This window comes from Bacillus sp. TH50, assembly GCF_016650565.1.
Taxonomy (GTDB): domain Bacteria; phylum Bacillota; class Bacilli; order Bacillales; family Bacillaceae_G; genus Bacillus_A; species Bacillus_A mycoides.
The window spans coordinates 466,494-490,520 of the sequence record NZ_JAEKFM010000007.1 but is presented as its reverse complement, the minus strand read 5'-3'; the positions used below and the strand labels follow the sequence as shown (position 1 = coordinate 490,520).

Genomic DNA, 24,027 nt, shown 5'->3' with positions numbered 1-24,027 from the left:
TTTAGATAAATCATTATTTGTTCTATCACTATTATATAGTCAATTTGATTGACTATAAGTAAGGAGGTTATATACATGGAGCATCAAACATTTAACGAATTAGATCTCACTTCACTTTTATCATTATCCTTCAGCACATTAATTACTGAACTACATGACAAATTAAGTGAATTGGGATTTGAAGATATTAGGCCAGCGCATGGTTTTATGTTCAAACGCATCCTTCCTAATGGAGCAACCGGTATAGAACTAGCTGAATATTTAGGGGTTTCAAAACAAGCCATAAGTAAAATGGTAGATTCTCTTGAGAACAGTGGTTATGTCACGCGCCAAACGCATCCTACTGATAAAAGAGGTAAAATTATTGTTTTAACCGAGCGTGGTTTAGCAGTAATGAAAGCAAAAGAAGAAATAGTAGCTGAAATAGAACAACGATGGATTGCAAACATAGGTGCAGAACGAATGCAAATGCTTAAAGAGGATTTAACAACATTCGTTACTAAAGAAAATACAGGAAAATTATCATCGAGCATACGACCTGTTTGGTAAACAAAAACTCCATATAATAAAAAAGAACGGACATAGCATTTTGATATGATCCCCTTATAGTAGACAGGAAAAAGAAAGCACATTAACCTGTTTACTATGGAGGGGATTTTTTCATGGGAAAAATTAGAGTCACTTACGATGTAGAATTTAAGAAACAAGCTATAGATTTATACTTAATAGAAGGCATGAGCTATAAAACCATTGCGAAAGAATTAGGTATTCATCACTCGGTTGTAAGTCGTTGGGTGAAACACTTTGAAGCTGAAGGAATCAAAGGACTAGAAGAAAAACGCGGTAAAGCGAAAGGACCAGGTTTAGGTAGACCAAGGGTTAGACCCGAAGATCCTGAAGCTAAGATCAGACGATTAGAAGCGGAAAATGAAATGTTAAAAAAGCTCTTAGGGATGTAAAAGGAGGAATGAAAGTCGTATCCAAAATAAAAAAATTCGAAGTCATCCATGAAATGACAAAAACAGGTTATACAGTGACCATTCTATGCGATATTGCTGGTGTAACCAGAAGTGGGTACTACAAATGGATAAAACGGCATACGACGCCTTCAAAAAAACAATCAGAGGATATCGAAATTAAGAAAAAGATATTGAAGTGTCATAAAAAATTAAGAGGAATTTATGGATATAGAAGAATACAAGTTTGGCTGAAAGCCACATATAACCTTCATTTGAATCATAAACGCATCCAAAGATTGATGAGTGAACTAGGTATCAAAGCCGTAATTAGGAAAAAACGACCTTATTACGGAAAAAAAGAAGCTTATGTGATTTCAGAGAACCATCTAAATAGGGAGTTTCAAGCTTCAAAACCGAATGAGAAATGGGTAACCGATATTACCTATTTGATTTTCAATGGACAGCGCTTGTACTTATCCGCTATTAAGGATTTATACAATAATGAAATTGTTGCCTATGAAACCAGTCGTAGAAACGACTTAAAACTTGTGTTAGATACACTTAAAAAGGCAAAGAAAAAACGAAATGTGAAGGGAATCCTCTTACATAGTGATCAAGGGTCCCAGTATACATCTCGTCAATATAATCAATTACTTAAAAAATATCAGATGAAGGCAAGTATGTCTCGAAGAGGCAACTGTTGGGATAATGCTTGTATGGAAAACTTCTTCAGTCACTTTAAGGCAGAGTGTTTTCATTTACACTCCTTCCATAAAGCGAATGAGGTCAAACTTGCCGTGCGTAAATATATGTACTTTTATAATCATCAAAGATTTCAAAAGAAATTAAATAACCTGAGTCCATATAAATATAGAACTCAGGTTGCTTAGTTGCGCTTTTTTAATACTGTCTACTTGACAGGGGTCACTGCATTTCTATGTCCGTTCTTTTCATCACACATACTTCCGATGCACCATTTTCCCATCATAAGAAAACACAACGCCCTTACTCTCCACAATCGATTCCATATGCACTGTTCTTCCCCATAGCTGATGAAGATACGGTAATACTTTTTCTAAGTATTTTAAATCTAACTCAATTCCTTCATAGCTATGTTTAATGTACAATTCCCCATTCTTTAAGTAGTCTCCATCTTCTACTACTAAGTACGGGAAACCTCCATTTGTACGCATATTTACGAGTTGATCGCGTACATGCTCCCATTCTTTATCAATTACTTTATATTCTTTTCCTTGGCGCTGGAATAAGTACATATCTTCTCTCATTACAAGTTTTTTATTTAAATAGTTTCTTAGGAACGATACATCCCATTCAATTTCCCTTACTTCAAAGATTTTGTCACGACCAGAACCAGGTTTCACACCGCGTCGTTTCATTTCTTCTGTCGGGTTGTTATAGCGCTCTTCAATATCTTCGAACATTTTAATACCGAGGTAGTATGGATTAATACTTGTTTTTGATGGCTGTACGACACCTGCATTTAATTTCGCAAATTCAATTGCTTCACCAGATGTTAAGTCCATTTCACGAAGTATGCGTTGATGCCAGAAGGAAGCCCAACCTTCATTCATAATCTTCGTTTCAAGCTGTGGCCAGAAGTATAACATTTCTTCACGCATCATCGTTAATATGTCGCGCTGCCACTCTTCTAGCTCACGGCTATATTCTTCAATAAAGAGGAGTAAATCTTTTTCTGGCTGCGGTGGGATTTTCTTCTTTTTATGCATATTAGGTCGTTCTCTCTTTTTGTTTCGATCATCTAAATTCCATAAATCATCGTACTGTGATATCTTTTTCTTTTCTACATCCTCTTCTAAATCTTCAATACTCCATGCAAGTTTCGGACGCATAAGCGATGGATCAATATGTTCTTGAATGGCAAGTACGGCATCTAAAAATGTTTCTACCTCTTCTCTTCCATACTTATGTTCATACGCCTTCACACGATCTGCTGTCGCTGCCATACTCTCAACCATATCGCGTTTCGTATTAGAAAAACGAATATTATTTTTGAAGAAATCACAATGTGCTAAAACGTGCGCCACGATTAATTTATTTTGAATTAAAGAATTCGTATCTAATAAAAAGGCGTAACATGGATTAGAGTTAATAACGAGTTCATAAATTTTACTAAGTCCTAAATCGTATTGTAATTTCATTCTGAAAAATTGCTTTCCAAAACTCCAATGCGAAAACCTCGTCGGCATCCCATATGCACCAAATGTATAGATAATTTCCGCTGGACATACTTCATAGCGCATCGGATAAAAATCAAGACCAAATCCAGTCGCAATTTCCGTAATTTCAGCAATCGCATATTGTAGTGCTTTATCATCACTTGCTCTCATTATTTTCCCTCCTTACACTTTCCCTTAAGAAAGTGTATGATGAGGAACAAGCTTTCATGAGGATTGATTGCATAATAAAAAGACACCCTCTTAAAAAACGAGAATGCCTCTTTCTAATTAACCTTCAATGATCTCCATCTTCTCCGTAATCGGTGTACGAGCTTTTCCTTCTGGTGCTTTATCGAAATAGCCGATATGAAGAATTCCAATGATGCGTTGACCTCTTGTTAAACCAATTCCTTCTATAAATAGTGGATTGTAGTTTAATCCACCTGATTTCCAAACGCAGCCTAATCCGCGTTCCCAGGCAAGTAATTGGAAGTTTTGCATAAATGCACATGTTGCAGCGTAATCTTCGTCACGTTGAATTTGACGCGGATCTTCATTAATGTAAACAACGATTTGTGCAGGTGTGCTTAAGAAACGATCAGATAAAGTTTTGCCGCGTTTTGCTCTTTCTTCTTCTGTGAAAGAGTTTAGTACTGCGTCTACTAATTTCTGACGGCCTTCTCCAATGTATAATTTACAATTCCATGGTTCACGGTGTTTATGATTCGGTGCCCATGTTGCGTCGTTCAATAGTTCAATTAATAGCTCTTTTTCTACTGCTTTATTTGTAAATGTACGAACAGAACGTCTTTCTTTAATAACGTTTGCGATGGAAGTATATGTAGTCATATTTTTCTCTCCCTTATTTTTATCTATATGTATAAATCCGTCATTGATATTGATTTTCAATTTCGATTATAACCTAGTTTTTCACTATTAATCAATGTTTTATGTTGGAAAACCATGAAAAACTTCTTTTTATACTGTGAATAAAAAAACTTAACTTGTTCACAAGTTTTTCACATTTTATGGAAATGATATGTGTAAGTTTTCCACATTACCCATCTAGGAGGAGTTTATATGTACAAGAAAATCGCAGTAAGTATGACTATGGCAGCATTATTGTGCGGGATATCTGTCTTTCCTGCTTCCGCTGCCACGCCAAAAGAAGTAACAATGCACCATCATAAGCCTATTTCAGAAGAAGAAATGCAGTCGCTCGAAAAACTCGGCTATAATAAACATGAAATTTGGAAAGCTGCCCACATTGCAAGAATAAGTAAAAAAGAAATTAAGGACGTTTTAGCTTACTATAAGCAAAATAAATCTTGGGAGAAAACAGCCGAGCATTTCGGTGTAGACCCAAGTAAATTGAAAAAGCATCATATGAATAAAGAAACGAAAAAAGCACTACTGCAAAAATTAGCAAATATGCAAAAGTCCACACCAGATGGACTGAAACAAAAAATGAAAGAATATAACATCGGCTTACGCCAACTTACCGTGTTAACAATCATCTCTCAAAAAAGTAATACCCCTCTTGACGATGTACTAAAAATGAAAAAAGATGGGATGGATATTAAACAAATTGCGGAAAAATTAAATGTTAAAAAAGAAGATATACGGGCAGAAATGATTAAATTAGTGAAGTCTATTAAAGAAAAGAAAACAAATTAGCCTGTCAAAAAGGAAGAGATATTCAATACTCTTCCTTTTCTTTATGAACTTTCAATTTTCAAGTATAAATTCCCGTCTTTCCCAAAAACTAACATAAGAAAATGATGTAGTAAGGGGTGAGAAAATGTTTCGTTTATCGTCTAAAAAGAAGAAAAAAACAATCTGTTCCATTCCAGAGTTTATCCATACTATGAAAGAATCGAGTGATTTCGTTTCTTATAACATCGTAGAAGATGGGACATTATGTTTGTTTTACTATAAATCTACGGCTGAATCACTCCTCATTAATCGATTCATTTTAACACCTATAAAAAGAGAATTAGATCACATTGAAAATATAAGTGATATAGCAAATATCGTCACACTTGAGGAGATTATCACTGGCCCTACTATTGATGACATTCGTGAAAAATTATTAAGTGGGTATGTACTTATACAACTAAAAAATGATTCTCAAATCGCAGAATATGCACTTATTCGTGCTGAAAGTTCCGTTTTAGGTACACGGCTATATAACGATACTGAAAATGAATATAGTGTCATCGGTCCAAAAGTCGGATTTGTTGAGAATATCGATACAAATATACACTTACTTCGGCGAAATATCGTCACAGAACAATTAGTTTTCAAAGAAGTTATAGTTGGTTCTATATCAAAAACAAAAGTCGTAGTTGCTTACATCGAAGATATTACGAATGAGCAGCACGTTAATACTGCGATGCAGCGCCTACAAGACATTGACTTTGATGTTCCTTTCGATGCAACTATGATTGAACAGTTTATTAGTGATAACAGCAACTCTCCCTTCCCTGTTTTACTTCCTACAGAGCGTTTAGATCGCTCCGTTTATGCATTATTGAATGGAGGAGTCGTCATTTTAACAGACGGTTCACCTTACGCATTAGCTGGACCAGCGACATTACTCGATTTCTTCGTCTCTCCAGAAGATTATTATTTACCATGGATAGCAGGCTCATTTCTTCGAATGGTTCGCTTTTTCGGAGCAGCATTCTCGCTATTTTCATCAGCTATTTATACAGCTGTATTAACGTATCACTATCAAATGATTCCTGCGGATTTACTAGGTCCGATTATTTTTTCAAGAGCTAATGTACCCTTTCCGCCCATTTTAGAAGCACTTTTTTTAGAAATCACAATCGAATTGCTCCGTGAAGCTGGAGCACGATTACCTACAAAAGTTGGACAAACAATCGGCATCGTTGGCGGGATTGTAATTGGCCAAGCATCTGTTCAGGCTGCTTTAACGAGTACCATTTTATTAATTGCAGTTGCTTTATCAGCACTCGCTTCTTTTACAACACCAACTGTAAAAATGTCTTCTACTATCCGGATACTACGATTTCCACTTATTCTTTTAGCTGGTGCATTTGGGGGCTTAGGTCTCATTGTAGGATTCGTACTCATATTAGCTCATTTAATTCGCTTAAAATCACTTGGATCACCTTATTTATTACCTCTATATCCATTTCGCGGTTTAGGAACGGCAGAAGGTCTCTTTCGCTTGCCATTTAGTCAAACTGCAGGACGTGCCTCTTTTCTAAGACCAAAAAAGAAATGGCGCTATGATCCAAACAAAGCGAAAGAAAAACATGATGGTGAAGAGAAATGAAAAATACTTTATTATGCTTTTCCATTATCATTTTAATTTTCCAATCCGGCTGTACACAACCGAATATAGTAGACACACAGCGAATGATTCATATAGGTGGATTTGATATAACGAAAGATAAAAAATTTCGCGGGACAATCTTATATCCCGATTACACAAAAGGCGTTCAATCAAAACCAGAAACTCAGTCAACTACCGCAGATACAATTGAAACAATTTCTTCACTTCTAAACGCCAAATCACCACATACGATCGCTGTAGGTCAAATGCGTGTTGTCCTATTTGGAAAATCATTTGGTGAACGTGGAATTGGGGATGTTATTAACAACTTACAACGTGATCCTAATATTGGCCGAGATGTGCAACTAGCGCTTGTAGATGGTTCAACAGAAGAATTACTTAAACATGTCAAAACGAATGGATCGCTATATCTATCTGATTTACTGGAGCAAAATATAGAAACCGAGACAATCCCTCGGACAGCTTTAAATATTTTTTTATATAACTTTTATTCATCTGGATGCGATCCATTTCTTCCTTATATTAAAGTTGATGAAGACAAGTCTGCTTCCATTAAAGGAATTGCTTTTTTAAAAAAGGATAAAGTGGTTATGTACACAGATAAAAAAGGATCTTTTTTATTAAAACTACTCATTAATCCAACTAAAAATGGTCGTTACGAAGTTCCGATACGTCAAGGTAAGCATAAAGGATTGATCGCTACTCAAAACTTATCCGGGAAAAGTTTTTGTTCTCTTTCCCAAAACGGTGACATTCCGAAAGTTAACATCCACTTAAAGTTAAACGGACTTATAAAAAATGCTCCCGACTGGCTCGATTTAGCAAAGCACGAAAATATAACTTACGTAAAAAAACATGTAGAAAAAACGCTTGAGAAGCATTTAAACGAATTAATAAAACAATTCCAAGAAAAAGAAATCGATCCGATAGGTATACAAGAAGAAATTCGTAGTCATTCAAGAAAATGGACTATAAAACAAATTCAAGAAATGTACCCTAATGTAGACGTTGCTGTTCATGTGCAAATCAATGTCGTGCAATCTGGTATCGGAGAATAGTGAGGTGCTGTAATGGCTGGACAAGATAAAACACATACTGTTTCCCCTTATTTCACATTTCTTCTATTACACTCCCTTCAAATTGGAGTAGGTGTGTTAGGATACCAAAGGATTATTGCGCAATATGCCGGTTATGATTCTTGGATTTCTCTTATTGTTGCGGGCATTGCAACTCATATCGTGCTATTTTGCATGCTTAAAATGTTAGAAAAAGATAATGATTTAATGAATATTCATACGACATGTTTCGGAAAGTGGATTGGAACATTTTTGTCCGTATGCTTTGCTGCATACCTTCTATTATTTTGCCTTACTGTCCTTCGTACATATATTGAAGTCATTCAAGTTTGGGTCTTCCCTACAATTAAACCGTGGAAATTAACTTTATTATTTTTACTTGTGACTTACTACGTAATTAAAGGTGGTTTTCGCTCTGTAACAGGAATATGTTTTTGGGGCGTCGTAATACCGATTTTCGTCCTATTTTTCTTAGTTTTCCCAATGAAATACGCGCATGTCCGTAACATTCTCCCAATTCTAACTCATTCACCTTTAGAAATTCTAACTGCAGCGAAATCATCTGCATTAGAATTTCTTGGATTTGAAGCAATTCTTGTTTTTTATCCATTTATAAAAAAAGAAAAATCATTAAATAAATGGGCGCACGGTGGTATTGCTTTTACAACAATTCTATACGTAATACTAGCCATCGTTTCCCTTATGTACTATAGCCAAGGACAACTGCATCATACAATTTGGCCAACACTAACAATGCTAAAAATCATAAAGATTCCTTTTATCCAAAGGTTTGAGTACATCATTATTTTCATGTGGTATCTTATTATTTTACCTAATCTTTGTTTAACAATTTGGTCTTCTTGTTGCATTAGTAAAAGGTCTTTTCACGTACCATTTAAAATTACACTTCCATTTTTTATTGCAGCTATATTTATTTCATCCTTATTTTTCACAAACCGTGAAAGTATCAATACATTAAATACAGTACTGTCTCAAGCTGGTTTATATATTGTATACGCTTATATACCAATTTTATTTCTATTCCATTCACTACGATGGCGCTTCAAAAATCAGTCGAAAAAATCTTCACCCGACACACCATGATATTTGATACAATTTGGTTAATACATTTGTAAAGGGGACAAGCGAATGAAAAAGTATGTATTTTCTTTACTTGCAGTACTGAGCCTAATTCTTGTTGGATGCGGGAGTACTAGTACAAATGACAAAAAATCTTCTGAATCAAAAGAAGAGCATGACCACGCATCACATACTCAGCAAGCTGATATTCAAGAAAAGACAAAAGGAGTCGACACACTCCCTACCTTCCTAGACAAGCTTGATCCGCAAATGAAAGATATCTACACTGTCGCTGGACAAAATGCAGAGCTATTAGATTGGATTCCATGTTACTGCGGTTGCGGTGAGACTGTAGGACATAAAAACAATAAAAACTGCTTTATTCGTGAAATTAAAAAGAATGGTGAAGTTGTTTGGGATTCCCACGCAACAACTTGTGTCAACTGCCTAGAAATCGCGGTTGAATCGGCTTCCATGAAACAAAAAGGAAAATCAACGCTCGAAATTCGTAACTATATCGACAATAAATACAAAGAAGGGTATGGCAAGCCAACGCCTACGCCAATGCCAAAAGCATAAAAACGAGGAAATCCCTCGTTTTTCTCTTTTCATTCACCTTTTTTCTTAACAAATTCTTTCAAGTGTATTTCTCCTTACTTGTCACACACTATATATAACTCCTCGGTAAGGAGGGTACACAGTGCAAACATATAACGACTATGATAAAGCTCTCTATTACACGTATTGCTGTAATTGGGATAAATTACTCGTTCTCATGGTTCAAACGAACGATCAATTATTTTCTAAGCGTATTGAGCATTTTTTACACGCTTATCAATACAGTAAAGAACTACCAGAAGTTGATAAACAATTGCAGCTCCTATTTCAATATATTGACCACGCATCCCAAAAGTCACATGTAGAAGAAGTAGAGCAAATTCAAATGTAAAATATAGCGCTATTCTCTTTATGAGAATAGCGCTTTTTTAAAATGTTTATATCAATAAAAGTTTCTCCTTATAAAACTTTTATTGATAAACATATTTTTTCTTTCTTTTCCCTACTACTTCATACTATAATTTAGTATGTAACTATTATAAGTGAGGTATAAAATATGGGACGAGAAAAAAAGCAAGAGTATGCTTTATTTGCTGCATGGGGAGCTTCGTTTATTGCTACATTAGGAAGTCTATACTTTTCCGAAATTATGAAATTTGAGCCTTGTGTCCTTTGTTGGTATCAACGTATTTTTATGTATCCATTTGTTTTATGGCTCGGTATCGCTGTAGTAAAGAAAGACTATCGCATTGCAAGTTATTCTTTACCAATCGCAAGTATTGGTGCTTGTATTTCTTTATATCACTATGCAATTCAAAAAATCGCAGCATTTTCAGCTGCTGGGGCAGCTTGCGGCCGCGTACCTTGTACGGGAGAATACATAAACTGGTTCGGCTTTGTGACAATCCCGTTTTTAGCACTTATCGGCTTTATCACAATCGCTGTTTGTAGCTTCATCGTAATTAAAAACAAATAAGGAGATGAAAGAATGAAAAAAATGCTTATATTTGGCGGTATTATTATCGCCTTGTTTGCAGCAATTTTCGCTGTAACACAAATGGAAGAAAAAAATGCTTCAACAAGCCAAAAAATTGATAATGCTACTAGTCAAACAGATGGTTCTGACTACTACACAAATAAAATCTCTCTTTCAGATCTCCAAAAGAATTTAAAAGAGAAAAAAGAAGAAACAGTATACTTTTATCAAACATCTTGCGTTCATTGCCAAAAATTATCTCCTATCGTAGTACCAATGGCTAAAGACTTGAATGTTGATATGAAAGTTATGGATATTGAAAAATTAGATGCTCCTTGGGATGAATATAAAATTAAAGGAACTCCAACAATCATTCATTTTAAAGACGGTAAAGAAGTGAGCCGTATTAGCGGCGAACAACCGGAAGACAAATTAAAAGAGTGGCTTGAGCAAACGAAAAAATAATAAGAAAAGGAAACTCCTTCTATACATGAAATGGGCGTAAAATCCCACACTAATGTATGAGGAGGGGGTTTTATGCCAGAAGTGAAATGCTCTGTTTCCAATTGCTCATTTTGGGGACAAGGTAACCTTTGTCAAGCAAGTGCAATCGTTGTTCAACCTGATGCACAAGAAGCAGGTCAAATTGAAAAAAGTTCATATACAAACGCTACTTTAACAAACGAGACGCTTGAAAGTTCTGTAACAACGAGTGTAGAAACGTGTTGTCATACATTTAAACCGAAATATTAAACGTAAAAGCATACGATTAGTCGTATGCTTTTTTACATTCCTCTCCAAACATCATGCATCATAAAAAAGTACAAAATAACGAGAAGGACCGTCCCGCATAAAGTAATGCGCCGATATACACTCTTCTCCCCTTCCCTCGCTTTAACAAATGCCCAAATAAATCCAACGAACAATATTAAATCAATATATGGAACATAAAAGGAGAAGACGAGTAACGCATATAAATACACGATAAATAAACAAGTCGTGATTAAGAAAATTTTAAATGCAAATTCACTTTTCATAATGTGACCGCCCCCCAGTCTGTACTGTATTATATTCAGCAAAACATAATAGTTGCTGTTTCAATTTTTTTATCTCACTATTTACAGGCGCGCGATTGGTATGAAATCATTAAAACCAACTAAACTTCATCACAAATAAGCTACCGCCTATACACGGTAGCTATTATGGAACATTATATTTCCTTTTATATATGTTACTTAAAATCGAATAAGGTAATTGCTCATAACGAATTTTTTCTCCCGTTACATCTACAATATACAAATTGTTTCCTATATAATAGGTTCCATCTTTTCGTTTTGAATACACTGTATATTTTTCATTTGGCAATACCGTTTTTACTTTCGTCAATTGTCCATTTGGTTCTTGCCAATATATATTTACACGATCTACTAACGTAAGCATTCCAATTTGTTCTTCTTCTACTTTACGACCATTCCAACTCACAACCCGATAACCAAGCTTATACGCTTCATATTCGGGACCCGTATGAAAACGAGAAATAATTACTTTCGTCTGTAATTGTACCCGGTCGTATAACCATTGTATGTCCCGATCGTGCATGCGAATACAACCATTCGACTCCCTGCTTCCAATCGTCCATTCCCGATTTGTTCCATGAATTGCATATTCCTTTTTATCTAGACCTAACCACCTCGTACCGAGAGGGTTATTCGGAGCACCCCCAGCTATTTTTTTACGATGGTATTCTTTATTTTTATATTTAGTTATAATACAAAAATTACCCTCAGGCGTCGGGGTCCTGTCTTTTCCTGTCGTTATCGGAAATGTTTTAGTATAGTTTCCATCTTCAAAAAAAGACAGCTGATTCGTCGTAAGGTTAACTAATATTAAATGATCTGTATTAGCAAAAACGCTAGCTGGCAGGCAGAAAAATAGGATTACGATAAACCATACTTTCTTCATCTAAATCCTCCCTAGCACTAACATCATAATAAAGTGAAACTTTACTCGTCGTGGGATTTTGTCCATCCCCACTGAGGATTAGCCTTCACCAATCGAGCATTTACGGACATTTATCTCCCACCTAACTTCCTTGTATTCACCGAATTGTTAGGTAGGGGTCTTACTGCCCGCAAATAGCGGGATAAAGTGAAATTTTAATCAGTGGGGGTTTTGTTCATCCCCCACTGATTATTAGCCTTCACCAATCGGGCATTTACGGGCAGTTAATCTCCCACCTAACTTCTGTGCTCCACCTGAATTTTGAGGTGGAATTTTACTGCCCGTTAATGCGGGATAAATACAATTAACTTTACTTTGCTCTTATAAATGAAAACTATCCATTCACAATTACTCCACCATTTACATGCATCATCTGTCCCGTTACATATGCCGAATCACTAGACGCTAAATATACATATGCAGGCGCTAATTCATACGGCTGACCAGGCCTTTGCATAGGAACATTGCTCCCAAACTGTGATACTTTTTTCTCATCAAAACTAGATGGAATAAGCGGAGTCCAAATTGGGCCTGGTGCAACACCATTTACACGAATTCCTTTTTGTACTAACGACTGAGATAGCGATCTTGTAAAAGCGACAATTGCTCCTTTCGTTGCAGAATAATCAATCAACGTTTCATTTCCTTCATACGCAACGATAGATGCCGTGTTTATAATTACATCCCCTTGCTTTAAATGAGAGAGGGCTGCTTTTGTAACATGAAAATAAGAAAAAATATTAATACGGAACGTTTTTTCTAGCTGTTCCGCTGTAATATACTCTAGTCCTTGCTGCGGATATTGCTGTGCGACGTTATTCACAAGAACATTTAGCCCCCCTAGCTGCTGGGCGGTCTCTTCTACAATCTCTTTACAATGTTGTTCATTACTCAAATCTCCCGGCAATAATACACAATTCACGCCTTCTTTTTCCACAAGTTGTTTCGTCTCAGTTGCATCTTCGTCCTCATCTAAATAAGCAATCGCAATATTTGCTCCCTCTTTTGCAAAAGCGATAGAAACAGCTCTTCCAATCCCGCTATCTCCTCCTGTAATTAATACATTCTTTCCTTTTAACTTTTCACTTCCTTTATAATTTGGATCTTCAAACTTTGGAAGAGGATTCATTAACGATTCAATACCAGGTTGTTTATTTTGATGTTGTGCTGGCATTGTTAAAAAGTTTTTTTGCTGCGGCATAACTTCCTTCAACTCCTTTCCCCTTATAATGCGCACAATAAAAAAAACTACTTACACATTAAAGAACCGCAATGCACACACAGTTTTACGATTAATATTCGAATTTACGACATAAAATATGAGTTGTTCTAAAGTTTTTATGCAAAACTATTGCAAAATAGTTAAAAAACGAATATTATATATAACTGTTGTGAAAATTATTCGTAAAAAGAAAGGATGTTTATATGTTTAACCTTTCAAAACATAAAACTTCTATTAAAACTGAAATTATGGCAGGTATTATTACCTTTTTAACAATGGCATATATCATTGTCGTAAACCCTGTCATCCTTGGGGATGCAGGTGTTCCGTTTGAACAAGCATTTACAGCTACAATTATCGCTGCTGTTGTCGGAACATTATTTATGGCGATCTTTACTAATTTACCAATCGCAATTGCACCAGGTATGGGATTAAATGCTTACTTCTCTTATTCTGTTGTAAAAGCCCATGAAGGCATGACTTTCGCAATTGCATTCTCTGCTGTATTCGTAGCAGGTATGATTTTAATTTTGTTATCATTCACATCTTTCCGTACAAAATTAATGGAAGTAATTCCTGAAAACTTAAAACATGCACTTACTGCTGGTATCGGTCTTTTTATTGCTTTTATCGGTTTGCGCTTAACGGGAATTGTTACAAAAAATGATGCAAACTTAGTTGGGCTTGGCGATCTTCACTCTGCTCCAGTTCTACTAGCATTAGCTGGCCTTGGAATTACAATTATCCTTATGTCTTTAAATATAAACGGGGCACTATTTATCGGAATGTTATTAACTGGTATTATCGCTTACTTCACAGGTCAATTAACATTCTCAAGCGGCGTTACATCAATGCCTGGATTACCAGAAGGAATTATCGTTTCAAATCCAATTACTGCTGTATCTGATGTAATTAACTACGGATTATACGGCGTTGTGTTCTCATTCTTCCTTGTTACACTATTTGATACAACTGGAACATTACTTGGTGTAGCACAACAAGGTGGATTTATGAAAGATGGAAAGCTTCCAAAAGCAGGACGAGCTCTTCTATCTGACTCATTCTCAGCAACAATTGGAGCTATGTTCGGAACAACACCATCAACAGCTTACATTGAATCATCTGCTGGTGTTGCAGCTGGTGGTCGTACTGGTTTAACAACTGTTACAGTAGCTGTTCTATTTGCATTAGCAGCATTCTTCGGACCGTTAGTGAGCGCTGTTTCTGGCGTTTCAGCTATTACAGCACCATCACTAATTATCGTTGGTAGTCTTATGATGGGCTCAGTTCGCCACATCGATTGGGATACATTCGATGAAGCATTCCCAGCATTTTTAGTAATCTTAAGCATGCCACTTACATCAAGTATCTCAACAGGTATTGCACTTGGATTTATTTCATACCCACTTATGAAAGTGGCAAAAGGACAATTCCGTGCTGTTCACCCACTTGTGTATTTATTCGGGATCTTGTTCGCTTATCAATTAGTTTTCTTACCACATTAAAATCCCTCGTAAAGAGGGATTTTTTATTTACAAAAAAACATTTGACAACAGCATACACTTATGGAATAATTCGAAATAGTTAAATATTCGATGTCTTATCAAGAGCAGGTGGAGGGATGAGCCCTACGAAGCCCGGCAACCGACCCATTTATGGGCACGGTGCTAATTCTTACAACACATTGTGTTGAAAGATAAGAGTAATATGATAAGACGTCTTTTCTATATGAAAAGACGTTTTTATTTTCACTCCCTCCTCTCTTTTCTTAATTTAGGAGGGATTTTTTCATGAAAAAATTATGTTCCACCGTACTCATTATTCTCTTACTCGCATTAACAGCTTGCACAAATGAACAAGATGCCATCTCTTCACAAAAGCAACAAACGGTGAAGAAAGAAGCTACTACAGCAGCAAATCATTTACAAACAGAAATTCCAAGCCAAGTAAAAAATCCATTAAAAATCGCATTAATTATGCAAATGTCCATCGGAACTTTTTCCTCTCAATATATTGAGGGTGTCAAAAAACAAGTCGAGCTATTCGGCGGCAGTGTGCAAGTCTACAATTCTGATAATGATTTAGCAAAAATGGTAGCAAATCTAGATACTGCTATTAATTCAAAAGTTGATGGTATTTTAATTGATCACGGTCGCTCTGAAGCACTAAAACCCGGAGTAGAAAAAGCATTACAAGCGAATATTCCTGTAGTTGCATTTGATAACGACCTACGCTTACCAGGCGTAACGATTATTGATCAAGATGACTATAGTCTTGCATGGAAATCATTAAAAACGTTAGCGGAAGATCTGAATGGACAAGGGAATATCGCCGTCGTATGGGTTGGCGGATTTGCTCCAATGGAACGTCGCAATGTTATCATTGATGCTTTTTATAAACGTTATCCAAATATAAAAGAAGTTGCACGCTTTGGTACCGCTAGTAATAACACACCACTTGATACGCAAACACAAGTAGAGGCTTTACTAAAAAAATATCCGAAAAAAGGTGATTTACAAGCTATTTTCGCTTCGTGGGATGAGTTTGCTAAGGGGGCCGTCAAAGCACTCGAACAAGCTGGTCGTACAGATATAAAAGTATACAGCATTGACTTAAGTAATGAAGATTTACAACTCATGCAAAAAGAAAATTCACCTTGGACTGCTACGGCTGCAACCGATCCAGCTGAAGTCGGTAAAGTTCAAGTGCGTTTCTTATACAAGAAAATCGCTGGTGAACAAACGCCAGATATTTATTCACTAGAACCTTATTTAGTAAAGAAAAATAGTTTGCCACAAGAAAATATAACGATGGATCAATTATCAAAACATATAAACGGTTGGGGAGACTCGAAAGATGCATATTCACCTTGGATGAAAAAATTAGAGAAGGAGAAAAAATGATGACATTCTCTCTTCAAAACATTACACATTCTTATCACATCTCTACCCCTGTACTAGAAAATGTTTCTATTAACATACAAAAAGGAAAAGTTCACGCTTTACTAGGAATGAATGGTGCAGGAAAAAGTACTTTACTAAAAATAGCAACTGGTGAAATTCAACCAGTTGCTGGGAATATAAAAATTGATAATCAGTCTATTTCCTTTACTTCACCACGCGATGCAAAAAAGCATGGTATTTCCTTCGTAACACAAGAAGTGGATCACGGACTTATTCCTGGATTATCTGTATTAGAAAATGTACTAATCGATCATTTAGCAATGCAAAATAAAGTACTATTTTCAAAGTCAAAATTAGTCTCACTCGCTAAACAACATTTGCAAACTGTACAGGCTGATTTAAATGTTTCGGAAGATGTTTCAAACTGCTCATTACATGAAAAACAATTACTTCTTATCGCAAGAGCTTTATCCAACAATACAAATTATCTTTTATTAGATGAGCCTACTTCTTCTCTTGGACCGAAAGAAGTAGAAACCTTCGGGCAACTATTAAAAGATTTAACATTGAAAGGAATTGGCATCATCTTAATTTCTCATCGTTTATCAGAGATTCGAAATTTCGCAGATGATGTAACCGTATTACATAACGGTAAAGTTGCAATTTCTGAAGCGATTACAAAGGTTACAGATCAACAAATTGTGGAAGCGATGACTGGAAAACAACTTACACTTCCTATTAATACAGCGCCAAAACGAGGGAACGAAGAATTATTTAAAGTACAAGAACTTCCATTACACAAAGACCATTCTCCTCTTTCTCTCACCGTACGGAAAGGTGAAACTGTTGTGATATACGGATTAATTGGCAGTGGCAAAACAACACTTGCTGAAACGTTATTTGGTACTCGTCATACTTATCACGCAGAAATAGATGGTCAAACAATAACAATTAAAACACCGCGAGATGCGATTAAAGCAAAGATCGCACTTGTACCAGAGGAAAGAAGAAAACAAGGCGTATTTCTTTCGGAAGATATTATAAGCCACACTAATTTACACCAATCAGGTTGGAGACGAAAGCAAACCGAAGTAAATAATGCTACTACAGCAATTTCTTCTTTCAGCATTTCACCCAATGACCCAAAAGCATTTATTCATTCACTTAGCGGTGGAAACCAGCAAAAAGTCTCCATTGCAAAGTGGCATGGATTCAAACCGAATCTATTTCTTTTGGACGAGCCAACTAAAGGTGTAGACATAGCTGCAAAACAAGACATTTTTCAATTCATTCGTAACATTACCGAAAACGGAAGTTCCGTAATTTACTTCACAGGAGAACAAGATGAAGCACTACATATCGCTGATCGCATTCTTATACTCGCAAACGGAGAATTTGTAGGTGAATACTTACCAGACGAACTATCTCCTGAACAGCTTTTACATTTATCTGAAGGGAGTTATTCCATTGAATCTCGTTCATAAAACAAAAACTAAGAAACTATATTTACCTACTCATCTTTTTTATCAATTTAGTACGATTGCTATCATTATAGGTGTTACAATTTTCTTCTCTATCGTCAACGATTCTTTTTTAACATACAACAATATTAGTGATATTTTACGTTCCATTTCTATCGTAACGTTACTTGCAATTGGTGTTACCTTTACATTAATTGTAGATGGATTTGATTTATCAGTCGGCTCTACCGCTAGTTTAGCAACCATTGCCGCTGCTTCCTGTCTCATTTTATATCGACAAGAACTATTAGTCACACTCCTTGTTCCTATTCTTTGTGGGCTATTAGTTGGATTATTAAATGCACTACTCGTTATCCGAATTAAACTACCAGATTTACTAGCTACATTAAGTATCATGTATATCGTGAATGGACTACATTTAACATTTTCAAAAGGATCTTCTATTTATGAAGGAATGTCTGGTGCCAAAGGACATTTTATTCCATCCTTTTTATTTATCGGTCAAGGTTCTGTGTTAGGAATTCCAGTCCCTGTCATTATCATGCTTATCGTCGTTTTAATTGCATATGTATTTTTAGAAAAAACAACGTACGGTCGTTTCTTTTATATGACAGGTGGGAATCGAGAAGCTGCTAGACTAGCTGGTATTCCTACTGATCGTTACCGTGTATATGCTTATATGATTAGCGGTTTACTTGCCTCTATTGGCGGTATTATTCTATGTAGCCGCGTTGGAACAGGACAAGTTTCAGCTGGCGCCCCATTATTAATGGATGCAGTTGCAGCTGCCTATATCGGTTATGCAATGTTCGGTGCTAAGAAACCAAATGTCATCGGAACATTTCTTGGTTCCGTATTAATTGGAATCATATTAAACGGCCTTACAATGATGAACGTTCCTTATTATGCGCAAGATATCATTAAAGGCAGTATTTTAATTGCAGCTTTAGCCTTTTCATTTATTAAAAAGAAGCGTAAATAAAAAAGTAGCGCATCGAATTCCGATGCGCTACTTTCCTTTTGCAACAATCACACGAACTACTTTCAACGCAAAAAGCAAAAGACCGTTCGCTATTGCTGTAACACCTAAGAAGATTGCTATCATAAGCTCTCCCATTCCGTTATTAAATATAAAAATAATAGAAGAAATGAAAGCCAAAATAAACAATATGAACGCTGGTATATATTTAATAAAAGGCTTCTCAAATGATCTTTTAGAAAGAAGAAATGTAATTAACAATGTCATAATAAAAACAAAATATATCGCAAATAAAAAAGTCATATGAAAGCCTCCTCTACGACCAAATTACTTAAAAGAGGTTAGAAACCTTTAATATTTCTCATTTACCTGCAATTCTTTACTATACTTTTGAATGAACACTGATGAAATAACCATTACCATTCCTATACTAAAACCAATAAGCTGATCTAATAACATTTCATCATGAATGAACCAGCGCAATAGAAATACGCCACCAAAAATAAGCAACATTGTAAATCCAGTATGTCTAAGCCCTTTATATACATTTTCCATATGTATCACCTCTCCACATACTTTTATCCATATTATACCATAATCCCAAAATGTATATAACCAACATTCGGTATTGAAACCAATAATAAAAAAGGCTGCAGAGAACTCCTTCTCCACAGCCTAATTATTATTTTTGCAAAAACGTCTGCAAATCTGCAAATTGTCTCTTTGCATCTTCATAGCCTTGCTCATATAAACTTTGTAATTTAGCCGTATCCTTTTCCATACGATCTACTTGAAGCGGCACTTCTGGACGAATAACAAATAAATTACCTGCTTGCTCTTCTTTTTCAATGTAGTGAAGTGTTTCATTATACACTTCATAACGATTCAGCATCGTATTTACAAGGTTTGGATACTTCTTATAAGCCTTTGCTGCAATCCAACCAAATTTTGATTTTTTCTTCGCGTAACCATGATTTCTCGTCAAAATAACGACTGATTTTTTAAATCCATCTTCCTGTGCTTTACGAACTGGAATCGGATCTGAAATCCCGCCATCTAACAATTGCTTACCTCGGTAGTTTACTGCCGGTGCAATGAAAGGTAATGAACTAGATGCTTGCAATAAATTTAGTGCATCATCATTCGTTCCCTCTTTTTCAAAATAAACAGACTGTCCTGTTTCACAATCAGTTGTTCCTACAAGGAAACGCTCTGGACTATTAAAGTATGTTTCAAAATCAAACGGTACATGCTTTTCTGGAATTTCATGAAAAATGAATTCCATATCAAATAGCTGACGTTTTTTCCACAAGTTTTTATACGATAAATACTGCGGATGTGATGCATAATCAATATTTACTGTTTTATTTCTATTTCTTTGTCTGGAAAGATACGACGCTGCATGACAAGCACCAGCTGATACACCAATTACATATGGAAAATATAAATCTTGTTCCATAAAATATTCTAATATCCCGCCCGTATATACACCACGCATACCGCCGCCTTCTAATACTAACCCCGTATTTTCAAGCATGTTATTCTCTCCTCTTTATATATATTGACTCTTTAATTATTCACTATGTTAAGTATCTTTTTCTATTATATATGAGTTCTTTCAGAAATTATATTGAAAAGGCTTGAAATGGAGGGGTTTTTTCTTCCAATTATATTTCCAAATGACCAGAGACATCCTTTATAAACCTTTGAATAAAATCTTGCTCTTCTTTCGTATATCCATCTAAAAGTAACAGCCACTTTTCTTCAGCTTGTTTATGCAATTTTTCATGAGCTTTATATATTTCATTTCCTCTTTCCGTTAAGCGGAAGAAAATTTCTTTTTGATTATCTAACATTTGCATTTTCTCAACGAATTGCTTTTGAAACAACTTTGTACAAATTTTAGAGATTGCGCCTTTCGTCATTCCCATTTCTGTTGCAATAGCAGTTACATTCATCAGACCATTTTTTCCGATACACTCGATAACATGTAACTCAGATAAAGACATACCACTTACACCTGTCTCACGAAGAAACTTCTCATTATTTTCTTTCAAATGCTCTTCTTTTTTATGAAAAAGTGTACGAATATCCGAAAGTATTTCCATTTGTTTCGCTGTACGTTCCAATCCATTCGCCTCCTAAGTTTCCAAAGAAACAATTTAACTATATACCATTTTAAAATCATTTTTTCATCTTTACAAGTGAGAAAATCATGTTAAAATTAATTTAGTTTCCAAGGAAACCAAATGACAAGGAGGTTAACATTATGGAAAAAACCAAACTGAATTTCATTTTATATGTTGTCTGTATGAGTGCCTTACTCGGTTCCTTCGCTCAAAATATTTATACACCTATCTTGCCGATGATTCAAAATTCGTTTCATACTTCTCTTTATCTTGTAAATTTAACCGTTTCACTTTTCACATTCGTTCTTGCGGTTATGCAGCTCATATACGGACCTTTAATTGATACAAAGGGAAGAAAATCTGTCCTTATCCCTAGTTTAATCATTAGTACAATCTGCTCAATTGGTTGTGCTTTCTCACCAAACATTTACTTATTTCTATTTTTTAGAGCTGTTCAAGCTATAGGAATAGCGGCTATACCTGTAGTTGCAGCAACGATTATCGGTGATTTATTTGAAGGAAAAGAACGCGGAGAAGCGATGAGCCTTTATCAAATGTTACTTGCTCTCGCACCTGCAATCGGTCCTCTCATAGGTGGCTATCTCGGCAGTATAAATGGCCACTTATCTGTATTTCTTTTTTTATCTACAATTGGCATCATCTTATTAATTATAAACATTTCACTACTTCCAGAAACAAAACCAAATGTAATTGAGACACCTAAAGCAAAAAAGAATTACTGGCTTATCTTAAAAAATAAAACTGGATTTTCCATTACACTTATTGGCTTTATTCAATTTTGTATATATTTCTGTTTCCTCGTTTTTTTACCTAGCATATTAACAAATATATTTCATCTAAGCGCAAGAGAAATTGGTCTTATGTTTGTACCGATGTCCCTTTCTCTTATGTTAGGAAGCTATTGCTACAAATTTTTGCAAAAACATTTCACAACAAGGCAGGCTTTATTCATCACTAGTTTCTTCAACATTATATGTGTCACTTTATTCTCTTTTACATATAGCATCAATATCCCATCCGTAATTATCGTTACCTCTTTATACGGTTTTAGTATGGGAATTTCTATGCCGACTCACACTACTTTATTAACGGAGGAATTCGTACAAGAACGCGCAACTGCCATCGGTATGTACAACTTCATTCGCTATCTTGGTATGGGTACAGGGCCTATTGTAGGTGGGTTTCTTTTATTTAATCAAAATTACTTTTGGATTTTCTTCCTAGGGGCAATTATATTTCTACTTATAGTTTTACACGCAATGAAAATGCTACATTCCCATGCTGCACAAAGAGCTTAAGAGACCTATAGATGGTCTCTTAAGCTCTTTGATCAGCAACGATATGAATATCAATATACTTCGTTTGTCTCATAATTTCATTTACAATAGAACCTTTTCGTATTTCTTCCCACCGTGTTCTCGCCGATTGCCCAAGTAAAACTTGTGTCACCTGTAGTCTTTTTGCAACTTCAATAATAACATCAGCGGGCTTTCTTCCCTTTGCTTCTTCTAATACAAAGCTCGCATCAAATTGATTCGTTAGCGATTTCCATTCTTCAATCGTTTGCTTTTTGCCTGCTGAAATAGAATCTATATTTTCTCTTTCAACGTTTAACACATACAATTCAGCATTTAGCCGATCAGCCATGCGCCAACCTCTCCGTATTAATTTCTCTGCTGTTGAACTGTATTGTACACAAACGAGAATTTTTTCTTTCACACCGATCGGTTCTATTACTGTTTGGCTAATTTTCTCATCCATATCATCTGCAACTTCTCGAAGTGATAACTCTCTTAATGCCCCTAAATTATTTATCGTAAAGAAGTTTTGTAAGCTTTGTTGAATTTTTTCTTCCTTATATATCTTTCCATCTATTAATCTCTTCCGGAGTACCTCAGGTGTCGCATCAACAAGCTGAATTTCATTTGCTTTTTGTAAAATAAAGTCTGGAATACGCTCTCGTACTTTGACATTCGTAATTTGAGCTACAATATCATGAACGCTTTCTAAATGTTGAATATTAAACGCTGATAATACAGATATACCGGCATCTAACAATTCCTGCACATCCATGTAACGTTTCTTATTTTTCGATCCGGGAATATTACTATGAGCAAGTTCATCCACAACAACAATTTGTGGTGCCCGCTTTATAATTTCTTCTACATCAAGTTCATAAAATACTTTCCCTTTATAATCTATTTCTTTTAAAGGAACTTTTTCTAAATCAGCAATTGCTTCTTCCGTCTCTTTTCTACCGTGTGTTTCAATTAAACCAACTACAATATCAATACCGTCTTTTTTCATCTCTCTTGCATCAAATAGCATTTTATAACTTTTCCCAACTCCAGGTGCAGCCCCTACGTATAGCTTTAACTTTCCGCGATTTTGCTGCCGAATATATTCTAAATACTCTTCTGGCGTTCGCCTTTGAAACGTCGGTTTATAGTCATCCGCATACAAAACACTCACAACCTTTCTTTCGAAACAGCGCTACCTCAATCCGTTAGATTGAGGTAGCACTGTTACTATTTCATTAATTTCTGCAATTCTAAATTTAGCTTTAAGACGTTTACACGATCCTCTCCAAATAAACCGAGTGCAGCTCCTTCTGTTTGATCCTTAATCAATTGATCTAGCTTTTCTTTCGGAATATTCGTTAATTTCGAGATGCGATCTACCTGTACAGAAGCCGCCTTCGGACTAATGTCAGGATCAAGCCCTGAACCTGAATTCGTCACTAAATCTATTGGTACTTCTGTAACTGGAATGGCCCGGTTTTGTTTCTTCCAGTCATCAATACTTTTCTCAACTCGTTTTGCTAAATCTGGATTAGACGGTGCATAGTTATTTGAACCAGATGCTTCTGCTTTATATTCTATACTAGAGACACGTCCATGAAAATAACGTGGATCTGTGAAATTTTGACCGATTAATTTTGAACCAACTACTTCATCTTTATCATTATATATAAGACTTCCATCCGCATTATCCTTCATTACCGCTTGCGCAATACCAGTTACAATAAGCGGGTATACGAGGCCGCACAAAACTAGAAATGTAAAAGTAATACGAATAATTGGTGAAAGTATACTTTGTTTTTTCGCCATCTTTTT

General features: G+C 35.6%; 28 protein-coding genes and 1 riboswitch. Of the genes, 17 read left to right on the top strand and 11 right to left on the bottom strand.

Annotated elements, in window-relative coordinates; genetic code table 11:
- Positions 1 to 75: 75 nt before the first annotated feature.
- The 3 genes from JFU23_RS19615 to JFU23_RS19605 all read left to right on the top strand — a co-directional run bounded on the left by JFU23_RS19615 (position 76) and on the right by JFU23_RS19605 (position 1,849).
- Positions 76 to 549, top strand: a complete 474-nt coding sequence (locus JFU23_RS19615) for a MarR family winged helix-turn-helix transcriptional regulator (protein ID WP_201032507.1) — start codon at positions 76 to 78, stop codon at positions 547 to 549.
- A 113-nt stretch (positions 550 to 662) separates the two neighbouring features.
- Positions 663 to 959, top strand: a complete 297-nt coding sequence (locus JFU23_RS19610) for a transposase (RefSeq protein WP_201031948.1) — start codon at positions 663 to 665, stop codon at positions 957 to 959.
- Between the two features lie 8 nt (positions 960 to 967).
- Positions 968 to 1,849, top strand: a complete 882-nt coding sequence (locus JFU23_RS19605; protein ID WP_201031949.1) for an IS3 family transposase — start codon at positions 968 to 970, stop codon at positions 1,847 to 1,849.
- A 63-nt stretch (positions 1,850 to 1,912) separates the two neighbouring features.
- Here the strand turns inward: JFU23_RS19605 and spoVR are convergent, their stop codons facing one another.
- Positions 1,913 to 3,328, bottom strand: a complete 1,416-nt coding sequence (gene spoVR / locus JFU23_RS19600) for a stage V sporulation protein SpoVR (protein ID WP_002029894.1) — start codon at positions 3,326 to 3,328, stop codon at positions 1,913 to 1,915.
- Between the two features lie 117 nt (positions 3,329 to 3,445).
- Positions 3,446 to 4,006, bottom strand: a complete 561-nt coding sequence (locus JFU23_RS19595) for a nitroreductase family protein (protein ID WP_002125380.1) — start codon at positions 4,004 to 4,006, stop codon at positions 3,446 to 3,448.
- Between the two features lie 231 nt (positions 4,007 to 4,237).
- Between JFU23_RS19595 and JFU23_RS19590 the strand changes: the two genes are divergently transcribed.
- The 9 genes from JFU23_RS19590 to JFU23_RS19550 all read left to right on the top strand — a co-directional run bounded on the left by JFU23_RS19590 (position 4,238) and on the right by JFU23_RS19550 (position 10,928).
- On the top strand, positions 4,238 to 4,834 hold the full coding sequence (locus JFU23_RS19590) for a hypothetical protein (RefSeq protein WP_002087481.1): 597 nt from the start codon (positions 4,238 to 4,240) through the stop codon (positions 4,832 to 4,834).
- A 124-nt stretch (positions 4,835 to 4,958) separates the two neighbouring features.
- The gene (locus JFU23_RS19585; protein ID WP_033729732.1) at positions 4,959 to 6,464 is read left to right on the top strand and encodes a spore germination protein; all 1,506 of its coding nucleotides are present in this window, start codon (positions 4,959 to 4,961) and stop codon (positions 6,462 to 6,464) included.
- On the top strand, positions 6,461 to 7,543 hold the full coding sequence (gene gerYC / locus JFU23_RS19580) for a spore germination protein GerYC (protein WP_002140451.1): 1,083 nt from the start codon (positions 6,461 to 6,463) through the stop codon (positions 7,541 to 7,543). Before JFU23_RS19585 ends, gerYC begins: the two co-directional genes overlap by 4 nt.
- Positions 7,544 to 7,555: 12 nt before the next feature.
- Positions 7,556 to 8,665, top strand: a complete 1,110-nt coding sequence (locus JFU23_RS19575; protein ID WP_002029888.1) for a GerAB/ArcD/ProY family transporter — start codon at positions 7,556 to 7,558, stop codon at positions 8,663 to 8,665.
- 45 nt (positions 8,666 to 8,710) lie between these two features.
- Entirely contained in the window at positions 8,711 to 9,220 is a 510-nt protein-coding gene (locus JFU23_RS19570; protein ID WP_201032506.1) for a PCYCGC domain-containing protein, read from the top strand.
- Positions 9,221 to 9,341: 121 nt separating this feature from the next.
- Positions 9,342 to 9,590 carry a YhdB family protein gene (locus JFU23_RS19565; protein ID WP_001195459.1) on the top strand — a complete coding sequence of 83 codons (249 nt, stop codon included), beginning with the start codon at positions 9,342 to 9,344 and terminating at the stop codon, positions 9,588 to 9,590.
- Between the two features lie 165 nt (positions 9,591 to 9,755).
- Positions 9,756 to 10,175 carry a disulfide formation protein C gene (locus tag JFU23_RS19560; RefSeq protein WP_002125372.1) on the top strand — a complete coding sequence of 140 codons (420 nt, stop codon included), beginning with the start codon at positions 9,756 to 9,758 and terminating at the stop codon, positions 10,173 to 10,175.
- A gap of 12 nt (positions 10,176 to 10,187) precedes the next feature.
- On the top strand, positions 10,188 to 10,640 hold the full coding sequence (locus JFU23_RS19555; protein WP_002029885.1) for a thioredoxin family protein: 453 nt from the start codon (positions 10,188 to 10,190) through the stop codon (positions 10,638 to 10,640).
- Between the two features lie 72 nt (positions 10,641 to 10,712).
- Entirely contained in the window at positions 10,713 to 10,928 is a 216-nt protein-coding gene (locus JFU23_RS19550; RefSeq protein WP_201032505.1) for a DUF1540 domain-containing protein, read from the top strand.
- A gap of 32 nt (positions 10,929 to 10,960) precedes the next feature.
- On the opposite strand, the gene JFU23_RS19545 is transcribed toward JFU23_RS19550, so the two are convergent.
- The 3 genes from JFU23_RS19545 to JFU23_RS19535 all read right to left on the bottom strand — a co-directional run bounded on the left by JFU23_RS19545 (position 10,961) and on the right by JFU23_RS19535 (position 13,377).
- Entirely contained in the window at positions 10,961 to 11,212 is a 252-nt protein-coding gene (locus JFU23_RS19545; protein WP_002029881.1) for a hypothetical protein, read from the bottom strand.
- A 163-nt stretch (positions 11,213 to 11,375) separates the two neighbouring features.
- Positions 11,376 to 12,137 (bottom strand): L,D-transpeptidase, encoded by a 762-nt coding sequence (locus JFU23_RS19540; protein ID WP_078205452.1) that lies wholly within the window; start codon positions 12,135 to 12,137, stop codon positions 11,376 to 11,378.
- Between the two features lie 373 nt (positions 12,138 to 12,510).
- A complete protein-coding gene (locus tag JFU23_RS19535) occupies positions 12,511 to 13,377 on the bottom strand; it encodes an SDR family oxidoreductase (RefSeq protein ID WP_002087502.1) in 867 nt (288 codons plus the stop codon).
- 224 nt (positions 13,378 to 13,601) lie between these two features.
- Between JFU23_RS19535 and JFU23_RS19530 the strand changes: the two genes are divergently transcribed.
- From JFU23_RS19530 to JFU23_RS19515, 4 genes are all read left to right on the top strand, one after another.
- Positions 13,602 to 14,903 carry an NCS2 family permease gene (locus JFU23_RS19530; RefSeq protein ID WP_002029878.1) on the top strand — a complete coding sequence of 434 codons (1,302 nt, stop codon included), beginning with the start codon at positions 13,602 to 13,604 and terminating at the stop codon, positions 14,901 to 14,903.
- Between the two features lie 92 nt (positions 14,904 to 14,995).
- A riboswitch (SAM riboswitch) is annotated at positions 14,996 to 15,101 on the top strand.
- A gap of 87 nt (positions 15,102 to 15,188) precedes the next feature.
- Complete coding sequence (locus tag JFU23_RS19525) at positions 15,189 to 16,301, top strand: sugar ABC transporter substrate-binding protein (RefSeq protein WP_201032504.1); 1,113 nt, start codon at positions 15,189 to 15,191, stop codon at positions 16,299 to 16,301.
- Positions 16,298 to 17,785: a sugar ABC transporter ATP-binding protein gene (locus tag JFU23_RS19520; RefSeq protein WP_016101770.1), complete on the top strand. Its 1,488-nt coding sequence runs from the start codon at positions 16,298 to 16,300 to the stop codon at positions 17,783 to 17,785. The genes JFU23_RS19525 and JFU23_RS19520 overlap by 4 nt, the downstream gene beginning before the upstream one ends.
- Entirely contained in the window at positions 17,769 to 18,764 is a 996-nt protein-coding gene (locus JFU23_RS19515) for an ABC transporter permease (protein WP_001054974.1), read from the top strand. Before JFU23_RS19520 ends, JFU23_RS19515 begins: the two co-directional genes overlap by 17 nt.
- A 27-nt stretch (positions 18,765 to 18,791) precedes the next feature.
- On the opposite strand, the gene JFU23_RS19510 is transcribed toward JFU23_RS19515, so the two are convergent.
- The 4 genes from JFU23_RS19510 to JFU23_RS19495 all read right to left on the bottom strand — a co-directional run bounded on the left by JFU23_RS19510 (position 18,792) and on the right by JFU23_RS19495 (position 20,890).
- Positions 18,792 to 19,064 carry a hypothetical protein gene (locus tag JFU23_RS19510; protein ID WP_016101771.1) on the bottom strand — a complete coding sequence of 91 codons (273 nt, stop codon included), beginning with the start codon at positions 19,062 to 19,064 and terminating at the stop codon, positions 18,792 to 18,794.
- A 48-nt stretch (positions 19,065 to 19,112) separates the two neighbouring features.
- Entirely contained in the window at positions 19,113 to 19,316 is a 204-nt protein-coding gene (locus tag JFU23_RS19505; RefSeq protein ID WP_000432819.1) for a hypothetical protein, read from the bottom strand.
- 127 nt (positions 19,317 to 19,443) lie between these two features.
- Entirely contained in the window at positions 19,444 to 20,298 is an 855-nt protein-coding gene (locus tag JFU23_RS19500; protein WP_002029877.1) for a patatin-like phospholipase family protein, read from the bottom strand.
- Between the two features lie 130 nt (positions 20,299 to 20,428).
- On the bottom strand, positions 20,429 to 20,890 hold the full coding sequence (locus JFU23_RS19495; protein ID WP_002125351.1) for a MarR family transcriptional regulator: 462 nt from the start codon (positions 20,888 to 20,890) through the stop codon (positions 20,429 to 20,431).
- Positions 20,891 to 21,030: 140 nt separating this feature from the next.
- Between JFU23_RS19495 and JFU23_RS19490 the strand changes: the two genes are divergently transcribed.
- On the top strand, positions 21,031 to 22,209 hold the full coding sequence (locus JFU23_RS19490; protein WP_201032503.1) for an MFS transporter: 1,179 nt from the start codon (positions 21,031 to 21,033) through the stop codon (positions 22,207 to 22,209).
- A gap of 19 nt (positions 22,210 to 22,228) precedes the next feature.
- Here the strand turns inward: JFU23_RS19490 and kdpDN are convergent, their stop codons facing one another.
- Positions 22,229 to 23,383, bottom strand: a complete 1,155-nt coding sequence (gene kdpDN / locus JFU23_RS19485) for a KdpD-like non-kinase potassium sensor (RefSeq protein ID WP_087946251.1) — start codon at positions 23,381 to 23,383, stop codon at positions 22,229 to 22,231.
- Between the two features lie 56 nt (positions 23,384 to 23,439).
- Complete coding sequence (gene kdpC, locus JFU23_RS19480; RefSeq protein ID WP_002125346.1) at positions 23,440 to 24,021, bottom strand: K(+)-transporting ATPase subunit C; 582 nt, start codon at positions 24,019 to 24,021, stop codon at positions 23,440 to 23,442.
- Positions 24,022 to 24,027: the final 6 nt, after the last annotated feature.

Coding starts and splice junctions, on each gene's coding strand:
- JFU23_RS19615 (WP_201032507.1), top strand. CDS start 76: ATGGAGCATCAAACATTTAACGAATTAGATCTCACTTCACTTTTATCA.
- JFU23_RS19610 (WP_201031948.1), top strand. CDS start 663: ATGGGAAAAATTAGAGTCACTTACGATGTAGAATTTAAGAAACAAGCT.
- JFU23_RS19605 (WP_201031949.1), top strand. CDS start 968: ATGAAAGTCGTATCCAAAATAAAAAAATTCGAAGTCATCCATGAAATG.
- spoVR (WP_002029894.1), bottom strand. CDS start 3,328: ATGAGAGCAAGTGATGATAAAGCACTACAATATGCGATTGCTGAAATT.
- JFU23_RS19595 (WP_002125380.1), bottom strand. CDS start 4,006: ATGACTACATATACTTCCATCGCAAACGTTATTAAAGAAAGACGTTCT.
- JFU23_RS19590 (WP_002087481.1), top strand. CDS start 4,238: ATGTACAAGAAAATCGCAGTAAGTATGACTATGGCAGCATTATTGTGC.
- JFU23_RS19585 (WP_033729732.1), top strand. CDS start 4,959: ATGTTTCGTTTATCGTCTAAAAAGAAGAAAAAAACAATCTGTTCCATT.
- gerYC (WP_002140451.1), top strand. CDS start 6,461: ATGAAAAATACTTTATTATGCTTTTCCATTATCATTTTAATTTTCCAA.
- JFU23_RS19575 (WP_002029888.1), top strand. CDS start 7,556: ATGGCTGGACAAGATAAAACACATACTGTTTCCCCTTATTTCACATTT.
- JFU23_RS19570 (WP_201032506.1), top strand. CDS start 8,711: ATGAAAAAGTATGTATTTTCTTTACTTGCAGTACTGAGCCTAATTCTT.
- JFU23_RS19560 (WP_002125372.1), top strand. CDS start 9,756: ATGGGACGAGAAAAAAAGCAAGAGTATGCTTTATTTGCTGCATGGGGA.
- JFU23_RS19555 (WP_002029885.1), top strand. CDS start 10,188: ATGAAAAAAATGCTTATATTTGGCGGTATTATTATCGCCTTGTTTGCA.
- JFU23_RS19550 (WP_201032505.1), top strand. CDS start 10,713: ATGCCAGAAGTGAAATGCTCTGTTTCCAATTGCTCATTTTGGGGACAA.
- JFU23_RS19545 (WP_002029881.1), bottom strand. CDS start 11,212: ATGAAAAGTGAATTTGCATTTAAAATTTTCTTAATCACGACTTGTTTA.
- JFU23_RS19540 (WP_078205452.1), bottom strand. CDS start 12,137: ATGAAGAAAGTATGGTTTATCGTAATCCTATTTTTCTGCCTGCCAGCT.
- JFU23_RS19535 (WP_002087502.1), bottom strand. CDS start 13,377: ATGCCGCAGCAAAAAAACTTTTTAACAATGCCAGCACAACATCAAAAT.
- JFU23_RS19530 (WP_002029878.1), top strand. CDS start 13,602: ATGTTTAACCTTTCAAAACATAAAACTTCTATTAAAACTGAAATTATG.
- JFU23_RS19525 (WP_201032504.1), top strand. CDS start 15,189: ATGAAAAAATTATGTTCCACCGTACTCATTATTCTCTTACTCGCATTA.
- JFU23_RS19520 (WP_016101770.1), top strand. CDS start 16,298: ATGATGACATTCTCTCTTCAAAACATTACACATTCTTATCACATCTCT.
- JFU23_RS19510 (WP_016101771.1), bottom strand. CDS start 19,064: ATGACTTTTTTATTTGCGATATATTTTGTTTTTATTATGACATTGTTA.
- JFU23_RS19505 (WP_000432819.1), bottom strand. CDS start 19,316: ATGGAAAATGTATATAAAGGGCTTAGACATACTGGATTTACAATGTTG.
- JFU23_RS19500 (WP_002029877.1), bottom strand. CDS start 20,298: ATGCTTGAAAATACGGGGTTAGTATTAGAAGGCGGCGGTATGCGTGGT.
- JFU23_RS19490 (WP_201032503.1), top strand. CDS start 21,031: ATGGAAAAAACCAAACTGAATTTCATTTTATATGTTGTCTGTATGAGT.
- kdpC (WP_002125346.1), bottom strand. CDS start 24,021: ATGGCGAAAAAACAAAGTATACTTTCACCAATTATTCGTATTACTTTT.